Raw genomic sequence first — 20,101 nt, 5'->3', positions numbered from 1 at the left:
CGCCGTCCCCGCAACCGGCCCGGGGGCGTCCCGGCCGCAATTCCTCCCCACGCACAGCGACGAGCCCGGCCGTTCGAACCGTAACCCGGTCGGGCGGGTCAGCTGGGGGAGCCGGTCCAGATGACGTTGCGGCGCTTCAAGCCGTCGCCGTGGTCGAACTGGACCGCGATGGTGTCCGACGAGCCGTTGGGCAGGGCGTACACCTCCTGGGCGGCGACCGACTGGCCGGGGTCGAGGGAGGCGGGGATCCGGCTGATCCGGCCAGTGATGTCGATCAGGGGGAAGAGCAGCTTGTCGTTGGCGTCCTTGACGAAGAGCGACTGCGAGCCGCGCAGCGAGAGCGGCGTCGAACCCGTGTTGACCAGGGTGACGGCGAGAACGACGACCTTCGCGTTCTCAGGGGCCTTGAACACGGACTCGTCCGGGACGAACGGCTGCGGAGCCGCCAGGCTGATCTTCAGCCCGGTCTCCTCGTACGTGTAGGACCCGCCGAACGACAGCCTTCGGGCCCGTTCGTCCGCGGCCCGCTTCTGCTCCTCGGCCTCCAACAGGGCGAGCTGCCGCGCCGCCTCCTCGCGCTGCCGCGCCAGCTTGTCGCGCTGCCGCCCCGCTTCGGCGTCGGCGGCAGCCGTCACAACGCGCTGCTCCTCCCTGAGCTTGTGCACCTGCACCACGACGAGCACCCCGCTGGCGACCGAGGCGAGAAGCCCGACGGCACCGAGGATCACGCCCGTGAGGGCCATGCCGCGGTTGCTCGCCAGGCCCTTGCGGACGTGTCTCAGCGCGACGGCGCCGAGGATGACGGCCAGCAGCGCCGGAAGCCAGGCGAGCCAGAAGAAGGCGATCATCAGTCCGAGGACGGCACTGACGATTCCGAGCGTCATGGCCGCCACACCGAGCCCGTTGCGGGGCTGCGGTGCGGGCTGCGGGAACGGCCAGTACGGCACGCCCGTGCCCGCCCCCGCGTTCAGGTCCGGACCCGGCACCGCACCTGGGACCGGGACCGGAACTGCGGCCGGAGCCGGTTCCGGTATGCCCGGCGCCGCCGCCGGAGCCGGACCTGCATCCGCAACCGGAACCGGGGCGGGCTCCGACCCGGGCGTCACCCCGGGAGCGGGCGGCGCCCAGGGGTCGAAAGCGGCCGGCTCTCCGGCGGCCTGCGGGGTGCCGGGCTGGACGGGTGCGGTCATACGGCGGTCCTTCGGGTGGATCGGGCCGTGAACGGATGTTCAGGTCAACCCCGCAGTCTGCCTGACGAGCACCCAGATGGCGACTCGTTTCTCCGCAGGTGGGGAGCGGTCAGCTCCCCGTGTAGGTGAGGCACCCGGCTCCGCCCGGCAGCACCGCCCGGTCGGCGTGCTCGAAGGTGCGCGGATCGGCGCCGTGCCGGCCGGCGGACAGCGGGATGCACCCAGACCTCGTCCGGGTGCGGTGGCCGAGATCGGCAGCGTCCACGGCCACGCACCGCCGATAATGCCTCGACATCGGGCATGGCGATCATGGACGCTTCGCGCGATGACAAGAATCGACGACACGCCGCCCGCGTGGGACGAGCGTACCCAGCTCACCACGTTCCTCGACTACACACGTGACACCGCCCGCGCCAAATGTGACGGCGTCTCGGCGGAGAACGCTCGCAGGGCACTTCTGCCGCTCTCACCGCTGATGACCATGAGCGGAGTGATCAACCACCTCCGCTGGGTCGAGTACTACTGGTTCCGGGTGGTCTTCCTCGGCGAGGAGGACCAGGGTCCCTGGACCGACGAGGACCCCGACCGCGAGATGCGGATCGCCGTCGACTTCCCACTCCCGCAGTTGCTCGACGAATACGCCGAACAGAGCGCCCGCCACCGCGAACTGGTCCGTGCGAACAGCCTGGACGATCAGGCCAAGCGAGCCCTCGGCAACGGCCTTCACGTCGACTTGCGCTGGATCCTCCTGCACCTCACCGAGGAGACGGCCCGCCACAACGGCCACCTGGACATCCTGCGCGAGATGCTCGACGGCACCGCCGGCACCTAGATCCGACGGAGATCACGGCTGGAGCCGGACCGGGGCGGAAGAGCGCGGCCGGCTGCCGCGCACGGCCCGAGACCGACGCCCGGGAGCCGCCGACTCCCGGGACCCGGGCCGGCTATGGGCAGGCCGCGCCACCCTTCCCGGCCCCACCCGTCACACCGGTCACCCCCGGGACGGGCGGGCCGGTCAGATCTCGTCCCAGGGTGCCTCGCTGTGCAGCCGCCGCGCGGTCGCCAGAAGCGGTGCGTCCAGCGGCAGGTCGACGGCGTCGATCCGGCCGACCGCGGCGAATCCGCGCGAGTTGGTGAGGAAGGCACCGTCGAACGACGCCACGTCGCTCAGGAAGACCGGCCGGCGCTTGGACTCCACCCCGGCGGCGGCCAGTTCGCGGGCGAGCACCTGCATCGCGATGCCCTGGAGAGCCGGTGCGTCGGGCCAGACCACGGCGTCGCCCTCGACGAAGCCGACGTTGGTGACCGCCCCCTCCGCGACCACACCGCCCTGGCCGACCAGGAGGGCTTCGTCGAAACCCTCGGCCGCGGCGAGCAGCCCGTAGTAGGCCTGGCCGAAGCCGCCGGTGTGCTTGATGTGCGCCACGGGCCGCTGGTAGTCGACCGCGCGCAGGCCCACCACCTCGGCGGGGGCGGCGCCCGGCGGCCGGACGGACACCAGCACTCGGACACCCGGGTCGTCGTCCGCGGGGCGGAACACGTGGACCCGCACCGAGGCGTCCCGGACGCCGTGGGTGTCGAGCGCGTGCCGGATCAGGGCACGCACCCGGTCACCGTCCAGCGGCTCGCCGTAGAGCTCCCGGGTGGCGGAGTCCAGCCGGGCCAGGTGGTACTCGAACCCGGGGGTACGGCCACCTCGTACCTGCATGGCGGTGAAGTGCCCGTACCCGCCGAGGGCGAGGTACGTCAGGTCGTCGACGGTCGCGGCGCGGCCGTCGACCTCCACGGTCAGCTGCTGGGCGACAGTCATACCGGTGAGCCTAGGCGACCGCGACCGGCGGATGCCGGGGTTCCGCCGGACCGCGCCGTGGCCCGCGCCCGGCCGGGGCGCGGGCGCGGGCCACGACCCGGCGGTGCTCAGTGCCCGCGGGCGATCCAGTCGGCCAGGCTCGGCGCCTCGGCGCCGACCGAGGTGGAGTCGCCGTGGCCGGTGCGCACCACGGTCTCCGGCGGCAGGGTGAGGAGGCGTTCGCGGATCGAGTCGATGATGGTCGGGAAGTGCGAGAACGAGCGCCCGGTCGCCCCCGGGCCGCCGTGGAAGAGGGTGTCCCCGGTGAAGACCGTGCCCAGCTCGGGCGCGTACAGGCAGACGGCGCCCGGCGCGTGGCCGGGGGTGTGCAGGACGGTCAGGGTGGTGCCGGCCACCTCGATGGCCTGCCCGTCGGCGAGTTCGCCGTCCGGCAGCCGCTCGGGGTGGGTGAGCTTCCACAGCGGCAGGTCGTCCGGGTGCAGCAGGACGGGCGCCCCCGTCCGCGCGGCGAGGGCCGGGGCGGCGTCGATGTGGTCGTTGTGGGCGTGGGTGCTGACGATGGCGACCAGCCGGCGGTCGCCGAGGGCCGCGGCGATGGCGTCGGCGTCGTGGGCCGCGTCGATCACCACGGCCTCCCGGTCGTCACCGACGATCCAGACGTTGTTGTCGACCTCCCAACTGCCGCCGTCCAGCTCGAAGGTGCCGGCGGTGACGAGGTGCTCGACGCGCGCGGCGGTCACAGGACCACCACCGAACGGAGCACGTCGCCCTGGTGCATGCGGTCGAAGGCCTGTTCCACGGCGTCGAGTTCGATGGTCTCGGTGACGAACGCGCCCAGGTCCAGGCGGTCCTGGAGGTAGAGGTCGATCAGCATCGGGAAGTCCCGCGAGGGGAGGCAGTCGCCGTACCAGGAGGACTTCAGCGAGCCGCCGCGCCCGAACACGTCCAGCAGCGGCAGTTCCAGCGTCATCTCCGGTGTGGGGACGCCGACCAGGACGACCGTCCCGGCAAGGTCGCGGGCGTAGAACGCCTGCTTGTACGTCTCGGGGCGGCCGACCGCCTCGATCACCACGTCGGCGCCGTTGCCCTCGGTCAGCGAGCGGATCGCCTCCACCGCGTCGGTGGTACGGGAGTTGACCGTGTGGGTGGCGCCGAGCCGGCGGGCCGTCTCCAGCTTGCGGTCGTCGATGTCCACCGCGATGATCTTCCCCGCGCCCGCCAGCCGGGAGCCCATCACGGCCGCGCCGCCGACTCCCCCGCAGCCGATCACGGCGACCGAGTCGCCCCGGCCCACGCCACCGGTGTTGACGGCCGCACCGAGGCCCGCCATCACTCCGCAGCCCAGCAGGCCGGCCACCGCGGGGGCCGCCGCCGGGTCGACCTTGGTGCACTGGCCGGCCGCGACCAGCGTCTTCTCGGCGAACGCGCCGATGCCCAGCGCGGGCGACAGCTCGGTTCCGTCGAGCAGGGTCATCTTCTGCTTGGCGTTGTGGGTGTCGAAGCAGTACTGCGGCCGGCCGCGCCGACAGGCCCGACACTGCCCGCACACCGCACGCCAGTTGAGGATGACGAAGTCACCGGGAGCGACCTCGCCGACGCCCTCGCCGACCGACTCCACCACGCCGGCGGCCTCGTGGCCGAGCAGGAACGGGAACTCGTCGTTGATGCCGCCCTCCCGGTAGTGGAGGTCGGTGTGGCACACCCCGCACGCCTGGATCCTGACCACCGCCTCGCCCGGGCCCGGGTCGGGTACGACGATCGTCGTCACCTCCACGGGTGCGCCCTTGGCGCGCGCGATGACTGCCTTCACCTGCTGGGACATCCGGTTCCCACCTCCGTCGGCCGGCGCGACTGCGCGCCGGGACCTCGAAATACCGCTGGCCCTCGCAGCGTATCCCCGGAGCCCCGGCCGCTCCCCGATCCCGGCCGGTGATCCGCCGAACCCCATGCGCCGCCGGCGCCGCCGGGCCGCTCCCGGGGCCGGGCGCCGAACTCGCCGGGAACCGCCCGCTGATGGCCGGATCTGCCGCTGCCCGAGGACACGCCGCCCACTTACGGTCGTACGGAGCCCGGCCTCGCACCGCCTCCGCGGCCCGCCCACGCGTCACCGCACCCGCGCTCCGGACCGTCCGGAGACCACGCACCGGAACGGCCGGACGGCCGGGGACCGGACGGCCGGGCAACCGGGTAACCGGGCAACCGGGCAACCGGGCAACCGAGCAACCGAGCAACCGAGGAGGGATCCACCCGCCCAGCAGCCGAAGTCTCCCGTACGCCCCAGCAGACGTTCGCAGACCCCGCAGACCGCGCCCAGCGGTCGACCGCCAGGAGGATGGATGTCCGTCGAACAGCGCCCGGCCGAGTCCGCACCCCCGCTCGTCCCCCTGCACTGCCTGCGCCACGCCGAGCCGGGCCCGCCGCGCCTGGCCGCCCTGCCCACCGGCACCCCGGTCTGGCTGGTCAGCCGGCACGCCGACGTCCGTCAGGTGCTCACCGACCCGCGCCTGAACCGCGCCCTGCTGTACGCCCCGGACGCGCCGCCGGTCTCGCTGACCCCCAACCTCCTGGACGACCCGGACACGCTGCTGAACCTCGACGGCGCCGAGCACCAGCAACTGCGCCGCACCGTCCAGCGGGCCTTCACCCCGCGCGCCATCGCCCGGTGGCGGCCCTGGGTCGCCTCCGTGGTGGAGGGCCTGCTGGACGACCTGATCGACCACGGTTCGCCGGCGGACCTGATCGCGGAGTACACCCGTCCGCTCCCGGTCGCGGTGATCAGCCGCCTGATGGGACTGGACGGGCTCGACCTCAAGCGGCTCGGCCACTGGAGCGACCACGCACTGTCGGCCACCGCCTACTCGGCCGAGGCGATCGCGGCGGCCATGGGCGAGTTCGGTCGATTCGCCGCCGAGCTGATCGCCGAGCGGCGCGCCCGGCCCGGCGACGACCTGGTGAGCGGACTGCTGGCCGCGGCGCAGGAGAGCGGCGGGATCGCCGAACCGCACCTGGTGTCGCTGGTCGTCGGGCTGGTGGTGGCCGGTCACGAGACCACCATGACGACCCTGGGGAACGCCATGGTCTACCTGCTCGGGGACGGCCGGGAGGCCTGGCAGCGGCTGGCCGGCGACGAGGAGGGCGCGAGCGCGGCGGCCGAGCAGTTGCTGCGGGCGATCCCGCTCGGCGACACCGAGGCCCTGCCCGGCCTGCTGCGCCGGGCCGCCGAGGACGTGGAGATCGGCGGCGTGGCCATTCCGGCCGGGGCCGTGGTGGCGGCCGACACCGGATCGGCCAACCACGACCCGGCGGTGTATCGGCACGCGCTGGCCGAGAGTCTGTTCGCCCCGCTCGGTACCCCGAGCCTCACCTTCGGGGCCGGCCCGCACCACTGCCTGGGCGCCTGGCTGGCCCGGATGGAGCTGGAGCTCGCGCTGCACCGGCTCGCCCGCCGGCTCCCCGGCCTGCGCCTGGCCGAAGGGCCGGCGGCGATCGAGTGGCGGGAGGGCCTGCTGACCCGCAGCCCGCTCGCCCTCCGGGTCACCTGGTGACGGTGGGTCCGGAGCGGACCGGCGGCCCCGGCGGGAGTGGCGGCCCCGGCGGGAGTGGCGGCCCCGGCGGGAGTGGCGGCCCCGGCGGGAGCGGCGGCCCGGGCGAGGCCGGCGGCCCCGGCGACGTCGTGGTCCGGGTGGATTCGGCCCGCTGCGTGGGCGCCGGACTCTGCGCGACCACCGCTCCCCGGGACCTCGCCCTGGGCGAGGACGGCCGGGCGCACCCGCGTCGTCCGGTCACCGTGCCCGGCGAGGAGCTGGCCGAGGCCGCCGAGCTGTGCCCGGTGGAGGCCATCACCGTGGTGAGCGCGCGGGACGGCCGGCGGATCGCCCCGGCGCTCTGACTCGGCGGGGTGCCGGCGGCGGCGGTGACCGGGCAGTGGGTCGGTGCCGGTGCCGGGCAGGCCCGCTGCCGGGTGGCCGCCCGACCGGGTGCCGCGTGCCGGCGGGCCGCTCAGCCTCCGTGCGGCCCGCCCGGTACGGTGCCGGGCGGGCCCGCGTCCGCGCCCGCGCCCGCGTCCTCGGCGGCGGCTGCGCGGCGCAGCGTGCGGATCGCCGGGATCGCCAGCAGCGCCGCGCAGCCCGCCAGGCAGGCGCCCGCCGAGACCAGCAGCAGCCGGTCCGGGGAGGCCAGTGCGATGGCCGGGCCCGCCAGGATCTGGCCGAGTGCGATGCCGGAAACCGAGCCGCCCAGCTCGTACGCGGAGACCCGGTTGAGCACCGCGGGCGGGGTGTGGGTCTGCACGCTGGTCGCCCACATCACCGACCAGAACGCCAGGGCGCCACCACCGAGGACGTGGCCCGCGAGCAGCACCGGCAGGCCGGCGTCCAACGCCACGCAGAGCGGCAGCACCGTGTACAGCGCCATCGCCACCGTGCCGGCGGCCAGTGGCCGGGCCGGGCGCAGCCGCAGGGCCAGCAGGCCGCCGAGCACCGTTCCGGCGCCGAGGAAGGAGACCGCCAGGCCGTAGGCGTCCGGGCCGAGCCGGGCACCGACCAGTGCCGAGCTGAGCGGCACCAGCGGTCCGAAGACCAGCACGCCGTAGCCCATCCAGATCAGGATCACCGCCCACATCCAGGTACGGGCGCGGAACTCCTGCCAGCCCTGGCGCAGGTCGCGGCGGAGTGAACCGCCGGTGCGGGCGTCGGAGTCGGCGACGGTGACGGCGGGGGTATCGGCAGGGGCGCCGGCGGGCGCGAGCCGGATGAGCGCCAGGCACAGGGCGCTGAGCAGGAAGCTGCCGGAGTCGATGGCGTACACCGTCCCGGCGCCGACGAGCGCGATCAGCAGTCCGGCCAGGGCCGGGCCGAGCAGTTGGGCGAGCGCGTCGGCCACCTTGAGCGTGGCGTTCGCCCGGTGCGGGTCGCGGGCGACCAGCGGGACCATCCCGTTCGCCCCCGGCAGGAACATCGCGACGGCCGCACCGGCCAGCGCCGCCATGGTCACGAGCAGCCAGAACGGCGGCGGCCCGGCGAAGAACGCGGCGGCCAGCACGCCCTGGGTGAGCACCCGGACGAGATCGGCACCGACCATCATCCGGCGCGCGCCGAACCGGTCGGCGAACACGCCGCCGAACAGGACCAGGACGACGAAGGTCCCGGTCCAGGTGCCGAGGACGAAGCCGACCCCGGAGATCCCGTAGCGCGCGCCGACGGCGAGCGCGGCGGCCACCGGCATCATCGCGTCCCCGAACAGCGAGACCGTGCGGGCCGTGAAGAAGAGCGTGAAGCGCCGGTCCCACAGCGGGGGCCGGGCCGATGGCCGGGCGGGCGGACTGGCGGGCGGACTGGCGGACGGACTGGCGGACGGACTGGCGGGCGGGCAGGGGGACGGCGGATCGCCGGCTGGTGAGGACGGGGTCTGTTCCCGCGTGGTGGTCACAGTCCGCATTCTGGTCTGGACCAATCGGCCGCCCCAGTGTCCCGAACGACACGATGGGGTACTTTCGCGCCATGACGCTTCGTTCGCTGCCGAAGTCCCCGGCGCCGCACCGGGTGGTGGCGCTGCTGCAGCCCCCGCAGCCGACCTTCCCGCTCGCCTGCGCGGCCGAGGTGTTCGGTGACCACGGCCCGACGATCCCCGCCCGGTACGCGTTCGAGGTCTGCACCGAGCATCCCGGCCCGGTGCGCACCGAGGCCGGCTACGACCTGCTGGTCACGGCGGGACTGGACGCGCTGGAGCGCGCCGACACCGTGGTGGTCCCCGGCTGGCAGCAGCCGGCCGGGGCCGAAGTGCCACCGGCGGTGGTCGCGGCGGTCCGCCGGGCGCACGGGCGCGGCGCGCGGATCGTCGGCATCTGCTCGGGTGCCTTCGTGCTCGCCGCCGCCGGACTGCTGGACGGCCGGCGGGCCGCCACCCACTGGGCCCGGGCCGCCGAGCTGGCCGCCCGGTTCCCGCGGGTGCCGGTCGACCCGGCGGTGCTCTACGTGGACCACGGCGATGTCGCCACCAGCGCGGGGGCGGCCGCCGGTGTCGACCTCTGCCTGCACCTGGTGAGCGCCGACCGGGGCGCCGCGTACGCGATGCGGATCGCCCGGCAGATGGTGATGCCGCCGCACCGGGAGGGCTGCCAGTTGCAGTACGCCGAGCTGCCCACCGCCGGGCCGGTCGCCGATTCGCTGGCCCCGCTGCTGGAGTGGCTGGCCGAGCGGCTGGACCAGCCGGTCGGCGTCGCCGAGATGGCGGTCCGCTCCCAGGTCTCGACCCGCACGCTGACCCGGCGCTTCAGCGAGCAGCTGGGCATCAGTCCCGGACGCTGGCTGCTGGACCGGCGGATCGCCGCCACCCGGGCGCTGCTGGAGGAGACCGACCTGCCGGTGGAGACGATCGCGCGCCGGGTCGGTCTCTCCTCGGCCGTCAACCTGCGCCGGCGCTTCCACGAGGCCCTGCGCACCACTCCCGCCGCCTACCGCCGCGCCTTCCGCGTGGACCGGGCCGGATAGCGGACCGGGCCGGCCGGGCCGGAGCCGGACCGGATGGCGGAGCCAGGTTCGGCGGGACAGGGCGGCGGCGGCGGTGGCGGCGGCGGTGGGCGGCTGCGGATCAGAGCCGTGGCCGCCTCAGTTCCCGCGGAGCAGCGCCTCCACGGAGCCCCGCATGGCCTGCGCGAAGCCCTCCCGGGTGTCCTCGTCGACGAGGTCCAGGGAGAGGTACGGGTTGAGGTCCTCCAACTCCACCAGGAGCAGCCCGCCGTCCTCGGTGCGGCAGGCGTCGACCCGCTGGATCCCGTGCGACAGGGTGTTCCAGTCGACGAACCCGCGGGCGAAGGCCAGGTCCTCCGCCGTGGCGGCGTAGGGCTCCAGCTCCCAGCGGCGCGCCGGGTCGGGGGCGTACAGGGCGTACTGGAAGTCCCGGTCCACGTAGTAGAACGAGACCTCGTGGCGCAGCGGTATGTACGGCTGGACCAGGCAGCCGGCCAGCGGCTCGGCCGCGAGTGCGGCCGGGGCCAGGATGCGCAGGCCGAGCGAGTCGGCGCCGAGGCGGGGTTTGACCACGTACCGCTCGGCGGCCGGCAGGGCGGCCAGCGCGGCGGCCGGGCCCAGGTCGCCGTCGGCGGTGGGGATCACCGGCCGGCCGTCCGCCGAGAGGTCCAGCAGGTACTGCTTGCCGGCCATGTCGCCGCGCCCCGTGAGCGGGTTGTAGACGAGGACGCCCTGGTCGAGCGCGGCCCGGCGGAACTCCTCGTACGCCTGCTGGTAGTGCAGCACCGGGCCGCTGTTGCGGATGACCACCGCGTCGAACCGCCCCATCAGGGCGCGGGCGTCCAGCGGATGGCAGAGCGCGAGGTCGAAGTACTCGCGCAGGCGGGCGGTGAGGCGGATGTCCTCGTCGCCGTAGCTGCGTCCGTTGGCGGGGTAGGCGGGGTCGGAGACGTACAGCAGGGACGGCCGGGCGGACGGCATCGGGGGCCTCTCGATCGTGCTGGTTCGGGATCCGGTCTCGGAGCGGCCGGCGGGCGGTGGGCGGCGTCAGCCGCAGGCCAGGGCCGCGCGGATCTCGGAGGCGGGATCGCCCTCATGGTAGGGGCGCTCGCTGGTCTCGATGCTGTCCAGGAACTCCTGGTAGCGGACCGCGTACAGCAGGTGCGCGAGCGGCTCGGCCAGGGCGAGGGCGCGGGCCGGGTCCGAGCCGGGTGCGTGGACGGCCCAGGCCCCGGCCCAGAGCTCGGCGATCTGGGCCCAGCGCTCGTCACCGACGTAGGCGCGCGGGCGCAGGCCGTCCAGGGCCGGGTTCCCCCAGCAGCTGTCGGCGAAGTCGAGGACGACGGTGCGGCGGCCGTCGGAGCGCCAGTTGCCGGGGTGGAAGTCGCCGTGCACGAGGGTGTCGGGCAGGCCGCAGGCCGCCAGGTCGGCGATCAGCGCCGGCAGCCGGTCGAGCAGCCCGCGGGCGGCGGTCAGCTCCGTCGGGGTCAGCTCCCGGGCGGCCTCGCCGTCGAGCACCCGGCGCACGCGCTCGGGCAGGGTGGCGAGGGTCCGGTCGGGCAGGCCGGACTCGGCCGCGGTGGTGGCGAACGCGCCGCCGTGGGCCAGGGCGGCCTGGACGGCGACCAGCCGCGGCACGACGTCCGCGACGGTCTCGGCGGACGGGCCCCAGCAGTCCTCGCCGGGCACCTCGGCGAGCAGCAGGCGCCGGCGCTCGCGGTCGGCGGCGAGCACCTCGGGGACGAGGCCGGGGTCGACCGCGCGCACCAGCTCCATGACGGTGGCCTCGCAGGCGTTGAAGGCCGGGTTGGTGGTCTTCAGCCAGGCCGTTCCCGGCTCGGCGGGCAGCCGGACGAGGCCGGAGAGGTTCCAGGTGCGGATCTGCTCGGCCGGTCCGGTGGGCGTGCGGCCGGCGGCCCGGAGGGCGTCGGAGGCCCAGGCGAGGGCGGAGCGCAGCCCTTCGGCGGTGGCCCAGTCGGCCCGGCGGTCGGCCGGGCCGAGCAACGCGTCGTCGTCGTCGTGGCCACCGCCGTCATGGGCGCCGCCGTCATGGCCTTCGGCGACGGTGGCCGGTTCGCCGGGGAGCGGGCTCGGAGGGCCGCCCGCGGGTCGCTCCAGTGCCTCGACGTGGTAGACGGTGTGCCCGCCCCGGCCGCCGTCGCCCCCGGTGACGGCGACCAGGCGCAGCACGGCGACGGGCACCCCGAGCAGCTCCTCCAGCCTGCCGGTGACGGGGCCGACCATCGACCAGCGGGCACCCTCGACCTCGAACGGGCCGAACCGGCCGAGCCGTTCCCCCCGGTGGGTGAGGTGGGCGGTGACGGTCCGGCCGGTCGTGTTGTCCATGGGCGAAGGGTGCCGCACGGGCCCGCCTGGCGCGAGGGGTTTTCGCGCCCCGGCCCTCGCCCCGGCGGCCCGGTCAGGCCGGGATCGGGACGGCCGTGCCGGTGACCCGGACCCGGGTGTCGCCCTCGTGCAGGGAGACCCGCAGGATGCCCGGACGGCCCAGGTCGTCGCCCTGGTGGAGGGTCAGTTCGGCCGGTGCGGTGACGGCGCCGAGCTCGCGCAGGTAGGCGCCGAGGGCCGCGGCGGCGGCGCCGGTGGCCGGGTCCTCGACCACGCCGCCGACCGGGAACGGGTCACGGACGTGGTAGGTCCCGGCGTCCTCGCGCCAGACCAGCTGCAGCGTGGTCAGGTCGCGGGCCGTCATGTAGGCGGCGAGGCCGTCGAAGTCGTAGTCGAGGTCGGCCAGTCGGGCCCGGGTGGCGACGACCAGCACCAGGTGCCGGGCACCGGCGTGGGCGAAGCGCGGCGGCAGGGCCGGGTCGAGGTCCTCCGCGGCCCAGCCGAGCAGGGCCAGGGCCTGCTCGACGTCGGCCGCCCCGGCCGGCTCGGTGTGCGGCTCGACGCTGGTCAGGGTGGCCCGCAGGAGGCCGGCCGGGTCGGTGTCCACCTCGACCGGCACCTCGCCCGCGCCGGTGTGGAAGGTGTACCGCCCGACCCCGTCGCGGGCCGCCACGGCGACGGCGGCGGCGACCGTGGCGTGCCCGCAGAACGGGACCTCCAGCAGCGGGCTGAAGTAGCGCGCGGTGTAGCTGCCGGGGGCCGCCGCGGCGGTGAGGAAGGCGGTTTCCGAGTAGCCGAGCTCCGCCGCGATCTCCAGCATCCGCCCGGCGCTCAGCGTGGTGGCGTCCAGGACGACGCCGGCGGGGTTGCCGCCCGCCGGATCGGTGGTGAAGGCCGCGTAGCGCAGGATCTCGGGGGTCCGGGGTGATCGTTCGCTCGTCATGCCCGGTCGAACGCGGCGCCCGCGCGAGGGATTCCCGGGCCGGGGCGCACCGGATCCTCCGGCCCGCGCGTGGCCTCCCGGGTGCGCCGGGCCGGGCAGCCGATGCGCGATGCTGTGCACTGGGCGACGCGGTGGCGGCGGTGGTGCGGAGCGAGGACGGTGTCCGGTGACAGGCGGCAGGGAGATCTCGACGGCGGCCCAGGCCGCGGCCGACGGGCGGGTGCTGGCGTTCGAGCACCTGCTGGGGGCGGCCGGGCGGCTGGAGCACATCCTGGGCCGGGCGATCGAGGAGGAGTGCGGGGTCGGCCACTCCGTGTTCGAGGTGCTGCTGGTGCTCGGCCGGGCCGGTGCGCCGGGCCTGCCGATGCGGGAGATCGGCCGGGAGCGGGTGCTGACCACGGGCGGGGTGACCCGGTTGGTGGACCGGATGGAGGCGGCCGGCCTGGTACGCCGCACCCAGCACCCGGAGGACCGCCGGGTCCAGCTGGTGACCCTGACGGAGCTGGGTGAGGAGACCTGCGTCCGGGCGGCCCGGGTGCACGCGGAGAACGTGCAGCGGTTCTTCCTCGACCGGTTGCCGGCGGAGGGCCGCGAGCGATTCGTGCACGACCTGCGGATGCTGAGCCTGAGCGCCGGAAAGTCACTGCCCCGGCTGCGCTGACCCCCGGGGCATACCGGACCGCCCGGCGCGGCGGGCGGGGCGCGGCGGGCGAGACGGCGGTGCGGTGCCCGGACGGGCTGCCCTGTTCGGCGCAGTCGTAGGTGCGGCCGAGGGTCGGACGACGGACGCTGGCGGAAGAGTGCACTACGGCGAGAATACCTGACTAGTCAGTTGCTGCCCGATCAGGCGAATGCCCCGCAGCCTTCGGGCGCAGCGACCACGCAGGTCCCCGCCCGCCCGACCTGCCGCCCCGGAGCCATCCCGCCACCGAGGAAGGACCCTCATGAGCACCCTCGACTTCCAGGTCCTCGACAGTCCCGACAGCTCCCTCAACAAGACCGCCGTCCTGGTGACCGGGGAGCGCGAGGCCATGCTGGTGGACGCCGGCTTCACCCGGTCCGACGGCCGACGCCTGGTCGAGGCGGTCCGGGCCAGCGGCAAGCGGCTCACCACCGTGCTGATCAGCCACGGTGACCCGGACTTCTACTTCGGCGCGGAGGAGGTCCAGGACGCCTTCCCCGAGGCCCGCATCACCGCCCCGCACCTGGTGGTCGAGCACATCCGGGGGACGTACCAGGCCAAACTGCAGGCCTGGGCGCACCTCGGCGAGGAGCTCCCCACCCGGTTGGTCGTGCCCGAGGTGCTGCCGGGGGACGAGATCATGTTCTCGGGCCACCGCTTCGACCTGCGCGGCGCGGACTTCCACCTGCCGGACCGGCACTACCTCTGGCAGCACGAGCACCGGGCCCTGCTCGGCGGCGTGCTGCTCTTCCAGGGCCTGCACGTGTGGACCGCCGACACCCCCACCGCGGAGCAGCGCGCCGCCTGGATCGACCTGCTGGACGGCATGGAGGCACTGCGGCCGGAGTTCGTGGTGGCGGGCCACCGCACCGCCGGCTCCCCCACCGACTCAGGCGCGATCAGCTACACCCGCGACTACCTGCGCACCTTCGAGACGGAGGTGGGGAAGTCGCCCGACGCGGCCGCCGCCAAGGCCGAGCTGGAGCGCCTCTTCCCCGACGCCGGGATGCCGCTGGCCGTCGACCTGGGCACCAAGGTCGCCAAGGGGGAGATCACATGGGGCTGACCGGCGGCAGCGGCGACGCCCCCTCCACCGCCCCCTCCACCGCCCCCGCCGACGTGGTGCGCCGCCAGTACCTGGCCTCCGCGCGCGGCGACCTGGCCGCCCTGCGGGCGACCCTCGCCGACGACGTCGAGTGGACCGAGATGGCCGGCTTCCCCCTAGCCGGGACGTACCGCACGCCCGAGGGCGTGACCGCCGCCGTGATGGAGCGGCTGGCCGCCGACTGGGAGGACTGGACCGCCCACGACGACAGCTACGTGGTGGACGGGGAGAACGTCGTCGTGCTGGCCCGCTACACGGCCCGCCACCGGACCACCGGCAAGCAGCTGGCGGTCCGCGTCGCGCACCACTTCGTCGTCCGCGGCGGGCTGATCGTCCGCTTCGAGCAGTTCGTCGACACCGCCCTGGTCCGCGAGGCGATGACCGGCACCGCACTGACCCCGGCGCGCTGACCCGGACGTGCCGGCCCCGACCCGCTGAACGACCTGCGCGCCGGGCCGACGCGGTGACATGGCCGGCCGGGGCGACACCGGGCCGTTCGGTCACCCGTCCGGGGGAGCCTGCCGCGCCGCGCACCGCATGCCCTCGACTCGTGCGGGCCACCGGGGCAGGCTGTCGGTGGCGCTGGCGCCCGCGAACGACGAGGAGCTGACCTTGAGCACAGGTACCGACCGGGCATTCGTGATCGTGGGGGCGAGCCTCGCCGGGGCGAAGGCAGCCGAGGCCCTGCGCGAGGCCGGGCACGACGGGCCCGTCGTGCTGCTCGGCGAGGAGCACGAGCGCCCGTACGAGCGGCCGCCGCTCTCCAAGGGGTACCTGCTCGGCAGCACCGAGCGGGAGAAGATCTACGTGCACCCGCCGCAGTGGTACGCGGACCACGACGTCACCCTGCGGCTCGGTACGGCCGTCACCGCCGTCGACCCCGACTCGCACACCGTCACGCTGGCCGACGACGGCCGGATCGGCTACGCCAAACTGCTGCTCGCCACCGGCTCCTCCCCGCGCCGGCTGCCGGTGCCCGGCGGGGAGCTGCCCGGCGTCCACTACCTGCGCCGGGTCGAGGACAGCGAGCGACTGAAGCAGGCGCTGCGGCCCGGTGCCCGGATCGCGGTGATCGGCGCCGGCTGGATCGGCCTGGAGACGGCGGCGGCGGCCCGCGCGGCGGGCGCCGAGGTGACCGTGCTGGAGAGCGCCGAGCTGCCGTTGCTGCGGGTGCTCGGCCGCGAGGTGGCCGAGGTCTTCGCCGGGCTGCACCGCGACCACGGCGTGGACCTGCGGTTCGGCGTCCAGGTCGAGTCACTGACCGGCGGCCCCGCGGGCGTCACGGGGGTGCTCCTGGGGGACGGCGGCACGGTGGCGGCCGACGCCGTGATCGTCGGGATCGGCATCACCCCGAACACCGCCCTGGCCGAGGCCGCGGGGCTGGAGATCGACAACGGGGTGCGGACGGACGAACGGCTGCGCACCTCCGACCCGGACATCCATGCCGCCGGGGACGTCGCCAACGCCTTCCACCCGCTGCTGGGCCGTCACCTGCGGGTCGAGCACTGGGCGAACGCCCTCAACCAGCCGCAGACCGCCGCCCGGGCGATGCTCGGCCAGGACGCGGTCTACGACCGGGTGCCGTACTTCTTCTCCGACCAGTACGACCTGGGCATGGAGTACACCGGGTACGTCGAACCCGGCGGCTACGACCGGGTGGTGTTCCGGGGCGACGTGGCCGGTCGGGAGTTCATCGCGTTCTGGCTGTCCGGCGGCCGGGTGCTGGCCGGGATGAACGTCAACGTCTGGGACGTCACCGACCCGATCCGCGAGCTGGTCCGCTCCGGCCGCCCGGTGGACCCGGCGGCCCTGGCCGACCCGGCCCGGCCGCTCGCCGAGCTGTAGCCGTCCTGCATCCGTGATCGTACGGAGACGGTCGACCGTCCCACTGTCCCCGTACGATCGGACGATGAAGTCGACCCCGCACCCCTCCCGGGACCGGATCCGGCTGGACCACGTCCTCGCGGCGCTGGGCAACCCGATGCGGCTGACGATCGTACGGATCCTGTCGGACGGCGCCGAACGCCCCTGCGGGTCCATCCTCGACGGCGTCTCCAAGTCGACGCTGACCCACCACTGGAAGGTGCTGCGCGAGAGCGGCGTGATCCGCCAGCAGCCGTCCGGTCGGGAGCTCCTGCTCACGCTGCGCCGCGAGGACCTCGACGCCCGCTACCCCGGGCTGCTGGACGCGCTGCTGGCCGGCATCGGATCCGACGCGCGGGCGGAGGCCGGGGGCGCGCCGGGCCCGGGCGGCCCCGGGGACGAGGCCGGGCACGAGGCCGGGTACGAGGCCGGGCGGCCCTGACCCGGCCGTGCACGTCAGCCGGGCCCGGCCGTGAGCGGTGCGGGCCCGGCGGTCAGCGGTGCGGGCCCGGCCGTCAGAGGCCGGCGAGGAAGTCCACCAGCGCCTCGGAGACCTCCTTGGGCCGCTCCTGCTGGGTCCAGTGGCCGCAGCCGGGCAGCAGGCGGACCTCGCGCAGGCCGGGCACGTACCCGGACAGCCCCGACAGGCTCTCCCGTGCCTGGGATCCGGCGATCACGAGGTCCCGGTCGCCCACGAGCAGCAGGGCCGGCGGCTGGATCCCGGCACCGTGCCAGCCGGCCGTCAACTCCCAGTTGCGGTCCAGGTTGCGGTACCAGTGCAGCGGCCGGCGGAACCCGTTCTCCTCGAACTCGCCCACCAGAAAGGCGATGTCGTCCTCCGAGAGCCAGTCGGGCAGGCCGTCCGGATCGCGCAGCACGTCCAGGAACCCGCCGCCGTCCGGCACCATCGGCAGGCCGTGCGCACCGAGGACCGGGGCTCCGGCGAGCAGCCGCCGGAAGGTGGTGTCCAGATCGCGCCCCAACTCGGCCTCGGGCGCGCCCTGCTGCTGGAAGTACATCATGTAGTAGGACCGATAGGCCGGGTCGCCCAGCCGGCCGCGCAGCTCCTCCGAGAGCGGGAGCCGGCCGCGCGGGTACGGCGGCACGGAGAGTCCGACCACCCCGCGCACCAGGTCGGGACGGGTCAGCGCGAGGTGCCAGGCGACCGGCGCGCCCCAGTCGTGCCCGACCACCACGGCCTGCTCGGCGCCGAGCGCCGCGACCAGGCCGACCACGTCGCCGGCCAGGTGCAGGATGCTGTACTGGTCCACCTCGTCCGGGCCGCCCGTCCGCCCATAGCCCCGCTGGTCCGGTGCCACCGCGTGGTAGCCGGCCTCCGCGAGCGCCACGAGCTGGTGCCGCCAGGAGTACCAGCTCTCGGGGAACCCGTGCAGCAGCAGGACCAACGGCCCCGAGCCGGCCTCGGCGACGTGCATCCGCAGTCCGCTCGCCGACTCCACGAAGCGGTGCGATATCTCCGTCATGACGCTCCTTCGGGCCCGACCGGCGGCCCGTACCCACCGGTCTCCGACGGCCAGTGTCCGACGCGCCGCACCCCTTCGGTCAAGGGGGCGTGCGGGTGCGGCCGCCCGTCCCGGCCGCCCGCGCGGCCGGTGGCGGGCGGCCGCGGCCCGCCCCCTCAGCTGAAGTCGAGAGCGCCGGTGCGGCTGCGCTTGAGCTCGAAGAACTTCGGGTAACCGGCCAGCAGCCGGACCCCGTCGAAGACCCGGACGGCGTCGTCCCCGCGCGGGATCGCGGTGAGGACGGGACCGAAGAAGGCCGTGCCGTCGACGTGGATGGTGGGGGTGCCGACCTCCTCGCCGACCGGGTCCATGCCCTGGTGGTGGCTCCGGCGCAGCGCCTCGTCGTACTCGGTGCCGTCGGCCGCGTCCGCGAGCTTCTCGGGCAGCCCGACCTCGGCGAGGGCCTCCCGGATCAGGGCCGCGTCGGCGGCCCTGCCACCGTCGTGGATGCGGGTGCCGAGGGCGGTGTACAGGCCCCGCAGGACGGACTCCCCGTGGTGCTCGGCGGCGGCGGTGCAGACCCGGACCGGCCCCCACCCGGTGTCGAGCAGCCGGCGGTAGCGCTCGGGCAGGCCCTCGCGGCCCTCGTTGAGGACGGACAGGCTCATCACGCGGAAGGTGAGGTCCAGCTCGCGGTGGCGCTCGACCTCCAGGATCCAGCGGGAGGTGATCCAGGCGAAGGGGCAGATCGGATCGAAGTAGAAGTCGACTTTGGTGGTCACCCGGCCGACTCTAGGTGCGCGGTGGCCCGGGCAGTAGCTCCAATCGGCCACGCCGATCCTGGGCCACTTCGACCCGCCCGGCCGGGCCGGCGCCCGTCCGGAGCGACCCGCCGGCCGGCGTGCACCGCCGCCGACCGACATCTCCCCCGGCGTGCACCGCTCCCGCGGACACCACCCCGACGGACGCTGGCCGCCGGTGCCCGGTCACTCCTCGACCAGCATCCCCGCGCGCAGTCCCTTGAGCACCCGGATGAGGATCCGTGAGACGTGCATCTGCGACAGCCCGAGCCGCTCGCCGATCTGCGCCTGGGTCAGTTCGGCGCCGAAGCGCAGGGACAGGACGGTCCGCTCGCGCTCCGGCAGGCCCGCCAGCAGCGGCTTCAGGGACTCGATGTCGACGGCGGCCTCGAAGCCCGGGTCCTCCACCGCGAGGTGCTCCGCCAGGGCGGCCCCGCCCCCGTCGCCGTCGGGCGGCGCGTCCAGCGAGCGGGTCCGGTGGGCGTTGGCCGCCTTCTGACCCTCCACCACCTCCCGTTCCGGCAGATCGAGGTACGCGGCCAGCTCGGCCACCGTCGGCGCCCGGTCGGCGCGCTGTTCGAGGTCGTCGCCGGCCTTGGCCAGGGCGAGCCGCACCTCCTGGAGCCGGCGCGGCACGTGCACCATCCACCCGGTGTCCCGGAAGAAGCGCTTGAGCTCACCGCGGATCGTCGGCAGCGCGAAGGTCGGGAACTCTACCCCGCAGGACAGGTCGAACCCGTCGATGGCCTTGATCAGTCCGACCGTCCCGGCCTGGAGGACGTCCTCCATCGGCTCGCTCCGGTCGCGGTAGCGGGCGGCCGCGAACCGCACCAGCGTCAGGTTCAGTTCGATGAGCGTGCCGCGCACGCGGGAGTACTCGTGGGTGCCCTGCTCCAGTGCGGCCAGCCGCAGGAAGAGCTCCTTGGACAGGGCCCGGGCCTCGGCGGGCCGGACGGCGCCCGGGTCCTCCACCGGTCGGCGGGGCCGGGGCGGCGGGACGGCGGCGGCGGCCGACGGCCTGCGGGGCTGCTCACCGGCCGGCACGGACGGGCCGGCGGGAGGCCTTTCCAGGTCGCGAAGAGCGGGCATGAGCGTTCCTTCCAGTCGTCGGGCCTGCCGTCCTCCCCCGACCCTTCGTACCCACGTCCGTACGCCGGACGCAAACCCGATGCCCGAATTGCCCCGGTATCACAGCCCTTGGCCGTGATCCGGACCACACTCCCCCGGCCCGACCGGCGGCCGTGCCGCCGGCCGCCGGGCACTTCCGTGCGGCAGGCCGAGACCTCCCCGGCCGGGCCCGCCGACACGCGGCCGTGCGGGCCCCCCGCGGGGGGGGGGGGGGGGGGCGGGGGGGCGGGGGGGGGGGCCCCCGGGGGGGGGGGGGCGGGGGGGCGGGGCGGGCGGCCCGCGCCGGGGCCCGCCGGGGGGGGGC

The 20,101-nt window shown here is 75.1% G+C and carries 21 protein-coding genes; 9 read left to right on the top strand and 12 right to left on the bottom strand.

Annotation, left to right across the window (positions count from 1 at the left end; all coding sequences use genetic code 11):
- Positions 1–98: 98 nt before the first annotated feature.
- Both ACFTWP_RS15760 and ACFTWP_RS15755 read right to left on the bottom strand, forming a co-directional pair.
- Positions 99–986 carry a DUF4190 domain-containing protein gene (locus tag ACFTWP_RS15760; protein WP_380265084.1) on the bottom strand — a complete coding sequence of 296 codons (888 nt, stop codon included), beginning with the start codon at positions 984–986 and terminating at the stop codon, positions 99–101.
- Positions 987–1,299: 313 nt separating this feature from the next.
- Positions 1,300–1,455 (bottom strand): hypothetical protein, encoded by a 156-nt coding sequence (locus ACFTWP_RS15755; protein ID WP_380265083.1) that lies wholly within the window; start codon positions 1,453–1,455, stop codon positions 1,300–1,302.
- A gap of 60 nt (positions 1,456–1,515) precedes the next feature.
- Between ACFTWP_RS15755 and ACFTWP_RS15750 the strand changes: the two genes are divergently transcribed.
- Positions 1,516–2,022 carry a DinB family protein gene (locus ACFTWP_RS15750; RefSeq protein WP_380265082.1) on the top strand — a complete coding sequence of 169 codons (507 nt, stop codon included), beginning with the start codon at positions 1,516–1,518 and terminating at the stop codon, positions 2,020–2,022.
- A gap of 183 nt (positions 2,023–2,205) precedes the next feature.
- On the opposite strand, the gene ACFTWP_RS15745 is transcribed toward ACFTWP_RS15750, so the two are convergent.
- The 3 genes from ACFTWP_RS15745 to ACFTWP_RS15735 all read right to left on the bottom strand — a co-directional run bounded on the left by ACFTWP_RS15745 (position 2,206) and on the right by ACFTWP_RS15735 (position 4,822).
- Positions 2,206–3,000, bottom strand: coding sequence for an aminotransferase class IV (locus ACFTWP_RS15745; RefSeq protein ID WP_380265081.1), 795 nt, complete (start codon positions 2,998–3,000; stop codon positions 2,206–2,208).
- Positions 3,001–3,107: 107 nt separating this feature from the next.
- Positions 3,108–3,740, bottom strand: coding sequence for an MBL fold metallo-hydrolase (locus ACFTWP_RS15740; RefSeq protein WP_380265080.1), 633 nt, complete (start codon positions 3,738–3,740; stop codon positions 3,108–3,110).
- Positions 3,737–4,822, bottom strand: a complete 1,086-nt coding sequence (locus ACFTWP_RS15735) for an S-(hydroxymethyl)mycothiol dehydrogenase (RefSeq protein WP_380265079.1) — start codon at positions 4,820–4,822, stop codon at positions 3,737–3,739. Before ACFTWP_RS15735 ends, ACFTWP_RS15740 begins: the two co-directional genes overlap by 4 nt.
- A gap of 514 nt (positions 4,823–5,336) precedes the next feature.
- Here ACFTWP_RS15735 and ACFTWP_RS15730 point away from each other — a divergent pair.
- The gene (locus ACFTWP_RS15730; protein WP_380265078.1) at positions 5,337–6,545 is read left to right on the top strand and encodes a cytochrome P450; all 1,209 of its coding nucleotides are present in this window, start codon (positions 5,337–5,339) and stop codon (positions 6,543–6,545) included.
- Entirely contained in the window at positions 6,542–6,889 is a 348-nt protein-coding gene (locus tag ACFTWP_RS15725) for a ferredoxin (protein ID WP_380265077.1), read from the top strand. The genes ACFTWP_RS15730 and ACFTWP_RS15725 overlap by 4 nt, the downstream gene beginning before the upstream one ends.
- A 110-nt stretch (positions 6,890–6,999) precedes the next feature.
- Here the strand turns inward: ACFTWP_RS15725 and ACFTWP_RS15720 are convergent, their stop codons facing one another.
- A complete protein-coding gene (locus ACFTWP_RS15720) occupies positions 7,000–8,427 on the bottom strand; it encodes an MFS transporter (protein WP_380265076.1) in 1,428 nt (475 codons plus the stop codon).
- Between the two features lie 71 nt (positions 8,428–8,498).
- Here ACFTWP_RS15720 and ACFTWP_RS15715 point away from each other — a divergent pair, with 71 nt between their 5' ends.
- Positions 8,499–9,488, top strand: a complete 990-nt coding sequence (locus ACFTWP_RS15715) for a GlxA family transcriptional regulator (RefSeq protein ID WP_380265075.1) — start codon at positions 8,499–8,501, stop codon at positions 9,486–9,488.
- Positions 9,489–9,605: 117 nt separating this feature from the next.
- Here the strand turns inward: ACFTWP_RS15715 and ACFTWP_RS15710 are convergent, their stop codons facing one another.
- The 3 genes from ACFTWP_RS15710 to ACFTWP_RS15700 all read right to left on the bottom strand — a co-directional run bounded on the left by ACFTWP_RS15710 (position 9,606) and on the right by ACFTWP_RS15700 (position 12,756).
- Positions 9,606–10,448, bottom strand: a complete 843-nt coding sequence (locus ACFTWP_RS15710) for a hypothetical protein (protein WP_380265074.1) — start codon at positions 10,446–10,448, stop codon at positions 9,606–9,608.
- Between the two features lie 66 nt (positions 10,449–10,514).
- Positions 10,515–11,813 carry a phosphotransferase family protein gene (locus tag ACFTWP_RS15705; RefSeq protein WP_380265073.1) on the bottom strand — a complete coding sequence of 433 codons (1,299 nt, stop codon included), beginning with the start codon at positions 11,811–11,813 and terminating at the stop codon, positions 10,515–10,517.
- A gap of 73 nt (positions 11,814–11,886) precedes the next feature.
- The gene (locus ACFTWP_RS15700) at positions 11,887–12,756 is read right to left on the bottom strand and encodes a PhzF family phenazine biosynthesis protein (protein WP_380265072.1); all 870 of its coding nucleotides are present in this window, start codon (positions 12,754–12,756) and stop codon (positions 11,887–11,889) included.
- Positions 12,757–12,922: 166 nt separating this feature from the next.
- Here ACFTWP_RS15700 and ACFTWP_RS15695 point away from each other — a divergent pair, with 166 nt between their 5' ends.
- The 5 genes from ACFTWP_RS15695 (at position 12,923) to ACFTWP_RS15675 (ending at position 16,848) form a co-directional block, all read left to right on the top strand.
- On the top strand, positions 12,923–13,417 hold the full coding sequence (locus tag ACFTWP_RS15695; RefSeq protein WP_380265071.1) for a MarR family winged helix-turn-helix transcriptional regulator: 495 nt from the start codon (positions 12,923–12,925) through the stop codon (positions 13,415–13,417).
- A 283-nt stretch (positions 13,418–13,700) separates the two neighbouring features.
- A complete protein-coding gene (locus tag ACFTWP_RS15690) occupies positions 13,701–14,504 on the top strand; it encodes an MBL fold metallo-hydrolase (RefSeq protein ID WP_380265070.1) in 804 nt (267 codons plus the stop codon).
- The gene (locus ACFTWP_RS15685; protein ID WP_380265069.1) at positions 14,495–14,953 is read left to right on the top strand and encodes a nuclear transport factor 2 family protein; all 459 of its coding nucleotides are present in this window, start codon (positions 14,495–14,497) and stop codon (positions 14,951–14,953) included. The genes ACFTWP_RS15690 and ACFTWP_RS15685 overlap by 10 nt, the downstream gene beginning before the upstream one ends.
- Before the next feature lie 196 nt (positions 14,954–15,149).
- The gene (locus ACFTWP_RS15680) at positions 15,150–16,388 is read left to right on the top strand and encodes an NAD(P)/FAD-dependent oxidoreductase (protein ID WP_380265148.1); all 1,239 of its coding nucleotides are present in this window, start codon (positions 15,150–15,152) and stop codon (positions 16,386–16,388) included.
- A gap of 64 nt (positions 16,389–16,452) precedes the next feature.
- A complete protein-coding gene (locus ACFTWP_RS15675) occupies positions 16,453–16,848 on the top strand; it encodes an ArsR/SmtB family transcription factor (protein WP_380265068.1) in 396 nt (131 codons plus the stop codon).
- Positions 16,849–16,921: 73 nt separating this feature from the next.
- Here ACFTWP_RS15675 and ACFTWP_RS15670 read toward each other — a convergent pair whose 3' ends face one another.
- From ACFTWP_RS15670 to ACFTWP_RS15660, 3 genes are all read right to left on the bottom strand, one after another.
- Positions 16,922–17,890, bottom strand: coding sequence for an alpha/beta fold hydrolase (locus ACFTWP_RS15670; RefSeq protein ID WP_380265067.1), 969 nt, complete (start codon positions 17,888–17,890; stop codon positions 16,922–16,924).
- A 155-nt stretch (positions 17,891–18,045) separates the two neighbouring features.
- Positions 18,046–18,651 (bottom strand): disulfide bond formation protein DsbA, encoded by a 606-nt coding sequence (locus tag ACFTWP_RS15665; RefSeq protein WP_380265066.1) that lies wholly within the window; start codon positions 18,649–18,651, stop codon positions 18,046–18,048.
- A gap of 204 nt (positions 18,652–18,855) precedes the next feature.
- On the bottom strand, positions 18,856–19,758 hold the full coding sequence (locus tag ACFTWP_RS15660; RefSeq protein ID WP_380265065.1) for a SigB/SigF/SigG family RNA polymerase sigma factor: 903 nt from the start codon (positions 19,756–19,758) through the stop codon (positions 18,856–18,858).
- Between the last annotated feature and the right edge of the window lie 343 nt (positions 19,759–20,101).

The organism is Kitasatospora sp. NPDC057015 (assembly GCF_042673745.1).
Lineage (GTDB): Bacteria > Actinomycetota > Actinomycetes > Streptomycetales > Streptomycetaceae > Kitasatospora.
The sequence above is the reverse complement of the archived record's forward strand: the minus strand, read 5'-3'. Positions and strand labels throughout refer to the sequence as shown.

Excerpts from the sequence above, each read along its gene's own strand:
- ACFTWP_RS15735 (WP_380265079.1), bottom strand. The coding sequence starts at position 4,822 with ATGTCCCAGCAGGTGAAGGCAGTCATCGCGCGCGCCAAGGGCGCACCC.
- ACFTWP_RS15715 (WP_380265075.1), top strand. The coding sequence starts at position 8,499 with ATGACGCTTCGTTCGCTGCCGAAGTCCCCGGCGCCGCACCGGGTGGTG.
- ACFTWP_RS15710 (WP_380265074.1), bottom strand. The coding sequence starts at position 10,448 with ATGCCGTCCGCCCGGCCGTCCCTGCTGTACGTCTCCGACCCCGCCTAC.
- ACFTWP_RS15675 (WP_380265068.1), top strand. The coding sequence starts at position 16,453 with ATGAAGTCGACCCCGCACCCCTCCCGGGACCGGATCCGGCTGGACCAC.
- ACFTWP_RS15660 (WP_380265065.1), bottom strand. The coding sequence starts at position 19,758 with ATGCCCGCTCTTCGCGACCTGGAAAGGCCTCCCGCCGGCCCGTCCGTG.
- ACFTWP_RS15730 (WP_380265078.1), top strand. The coding sequence starts at position 5,337 with ATGTCCGTCGAACAGCGCCCGGCCGAGTCCGCACCCCCGCTCGTCCCC.
- ACFTWP_RS15705 (WP_380265073.1), bottom strand. The coding sequence starts at position 11,813 with ATGGACAACACGACCGGCCGGACCGTCACCGCCCACCTCACCCACCGG.
- ACFTWP_RS15685 (WP_380265069.1), top strand. The coding sequence starts at position 14,495 with ATGGGGCTGACCGGCGGCAGCGGCGACGCCCCCTCCACCGCCCCCTCC.
- ACFTWP_RS15670 (WP_380265067.1), bottom strand. The coding sequence starts at position 17,890 with ATGACGGAGATATCGCACCGCTTCGTGGAGTCGGCGAGCGGACTGCGG.
- ACFTWP_RS15745 (WP_380265081.1), bottom strand. The coding sequence starts at position 3,000 with ATGACTGTCGCCCAGCAGCTGACCGTGGAGGTCGACGGCCGCGCCGCG.
- ACFTWP_RS15700 (WP_380265072.1), bottom strand. The coding sequence starts at position 12,756 with ATGACGAGCGAACGATCACCCCGGACCCCCGAGATCCTGCGCTACGCG.
- ACFTWP_RS15690 (WP_380265070.1), top strand. The coding sequence starts at position 13,701 with ATGAGCACCCTCGACTTCCAGGTCCTCGACAGTCCCGACAGCTCCCTC.
- ACFTWP_RS15750 (WP_380265082.1), top strand. The coding sequence starts at position 1,516 with ATGACAAGAATCGACGACACGCCGCCCGCGTGGGACGAGCGTACCCAG.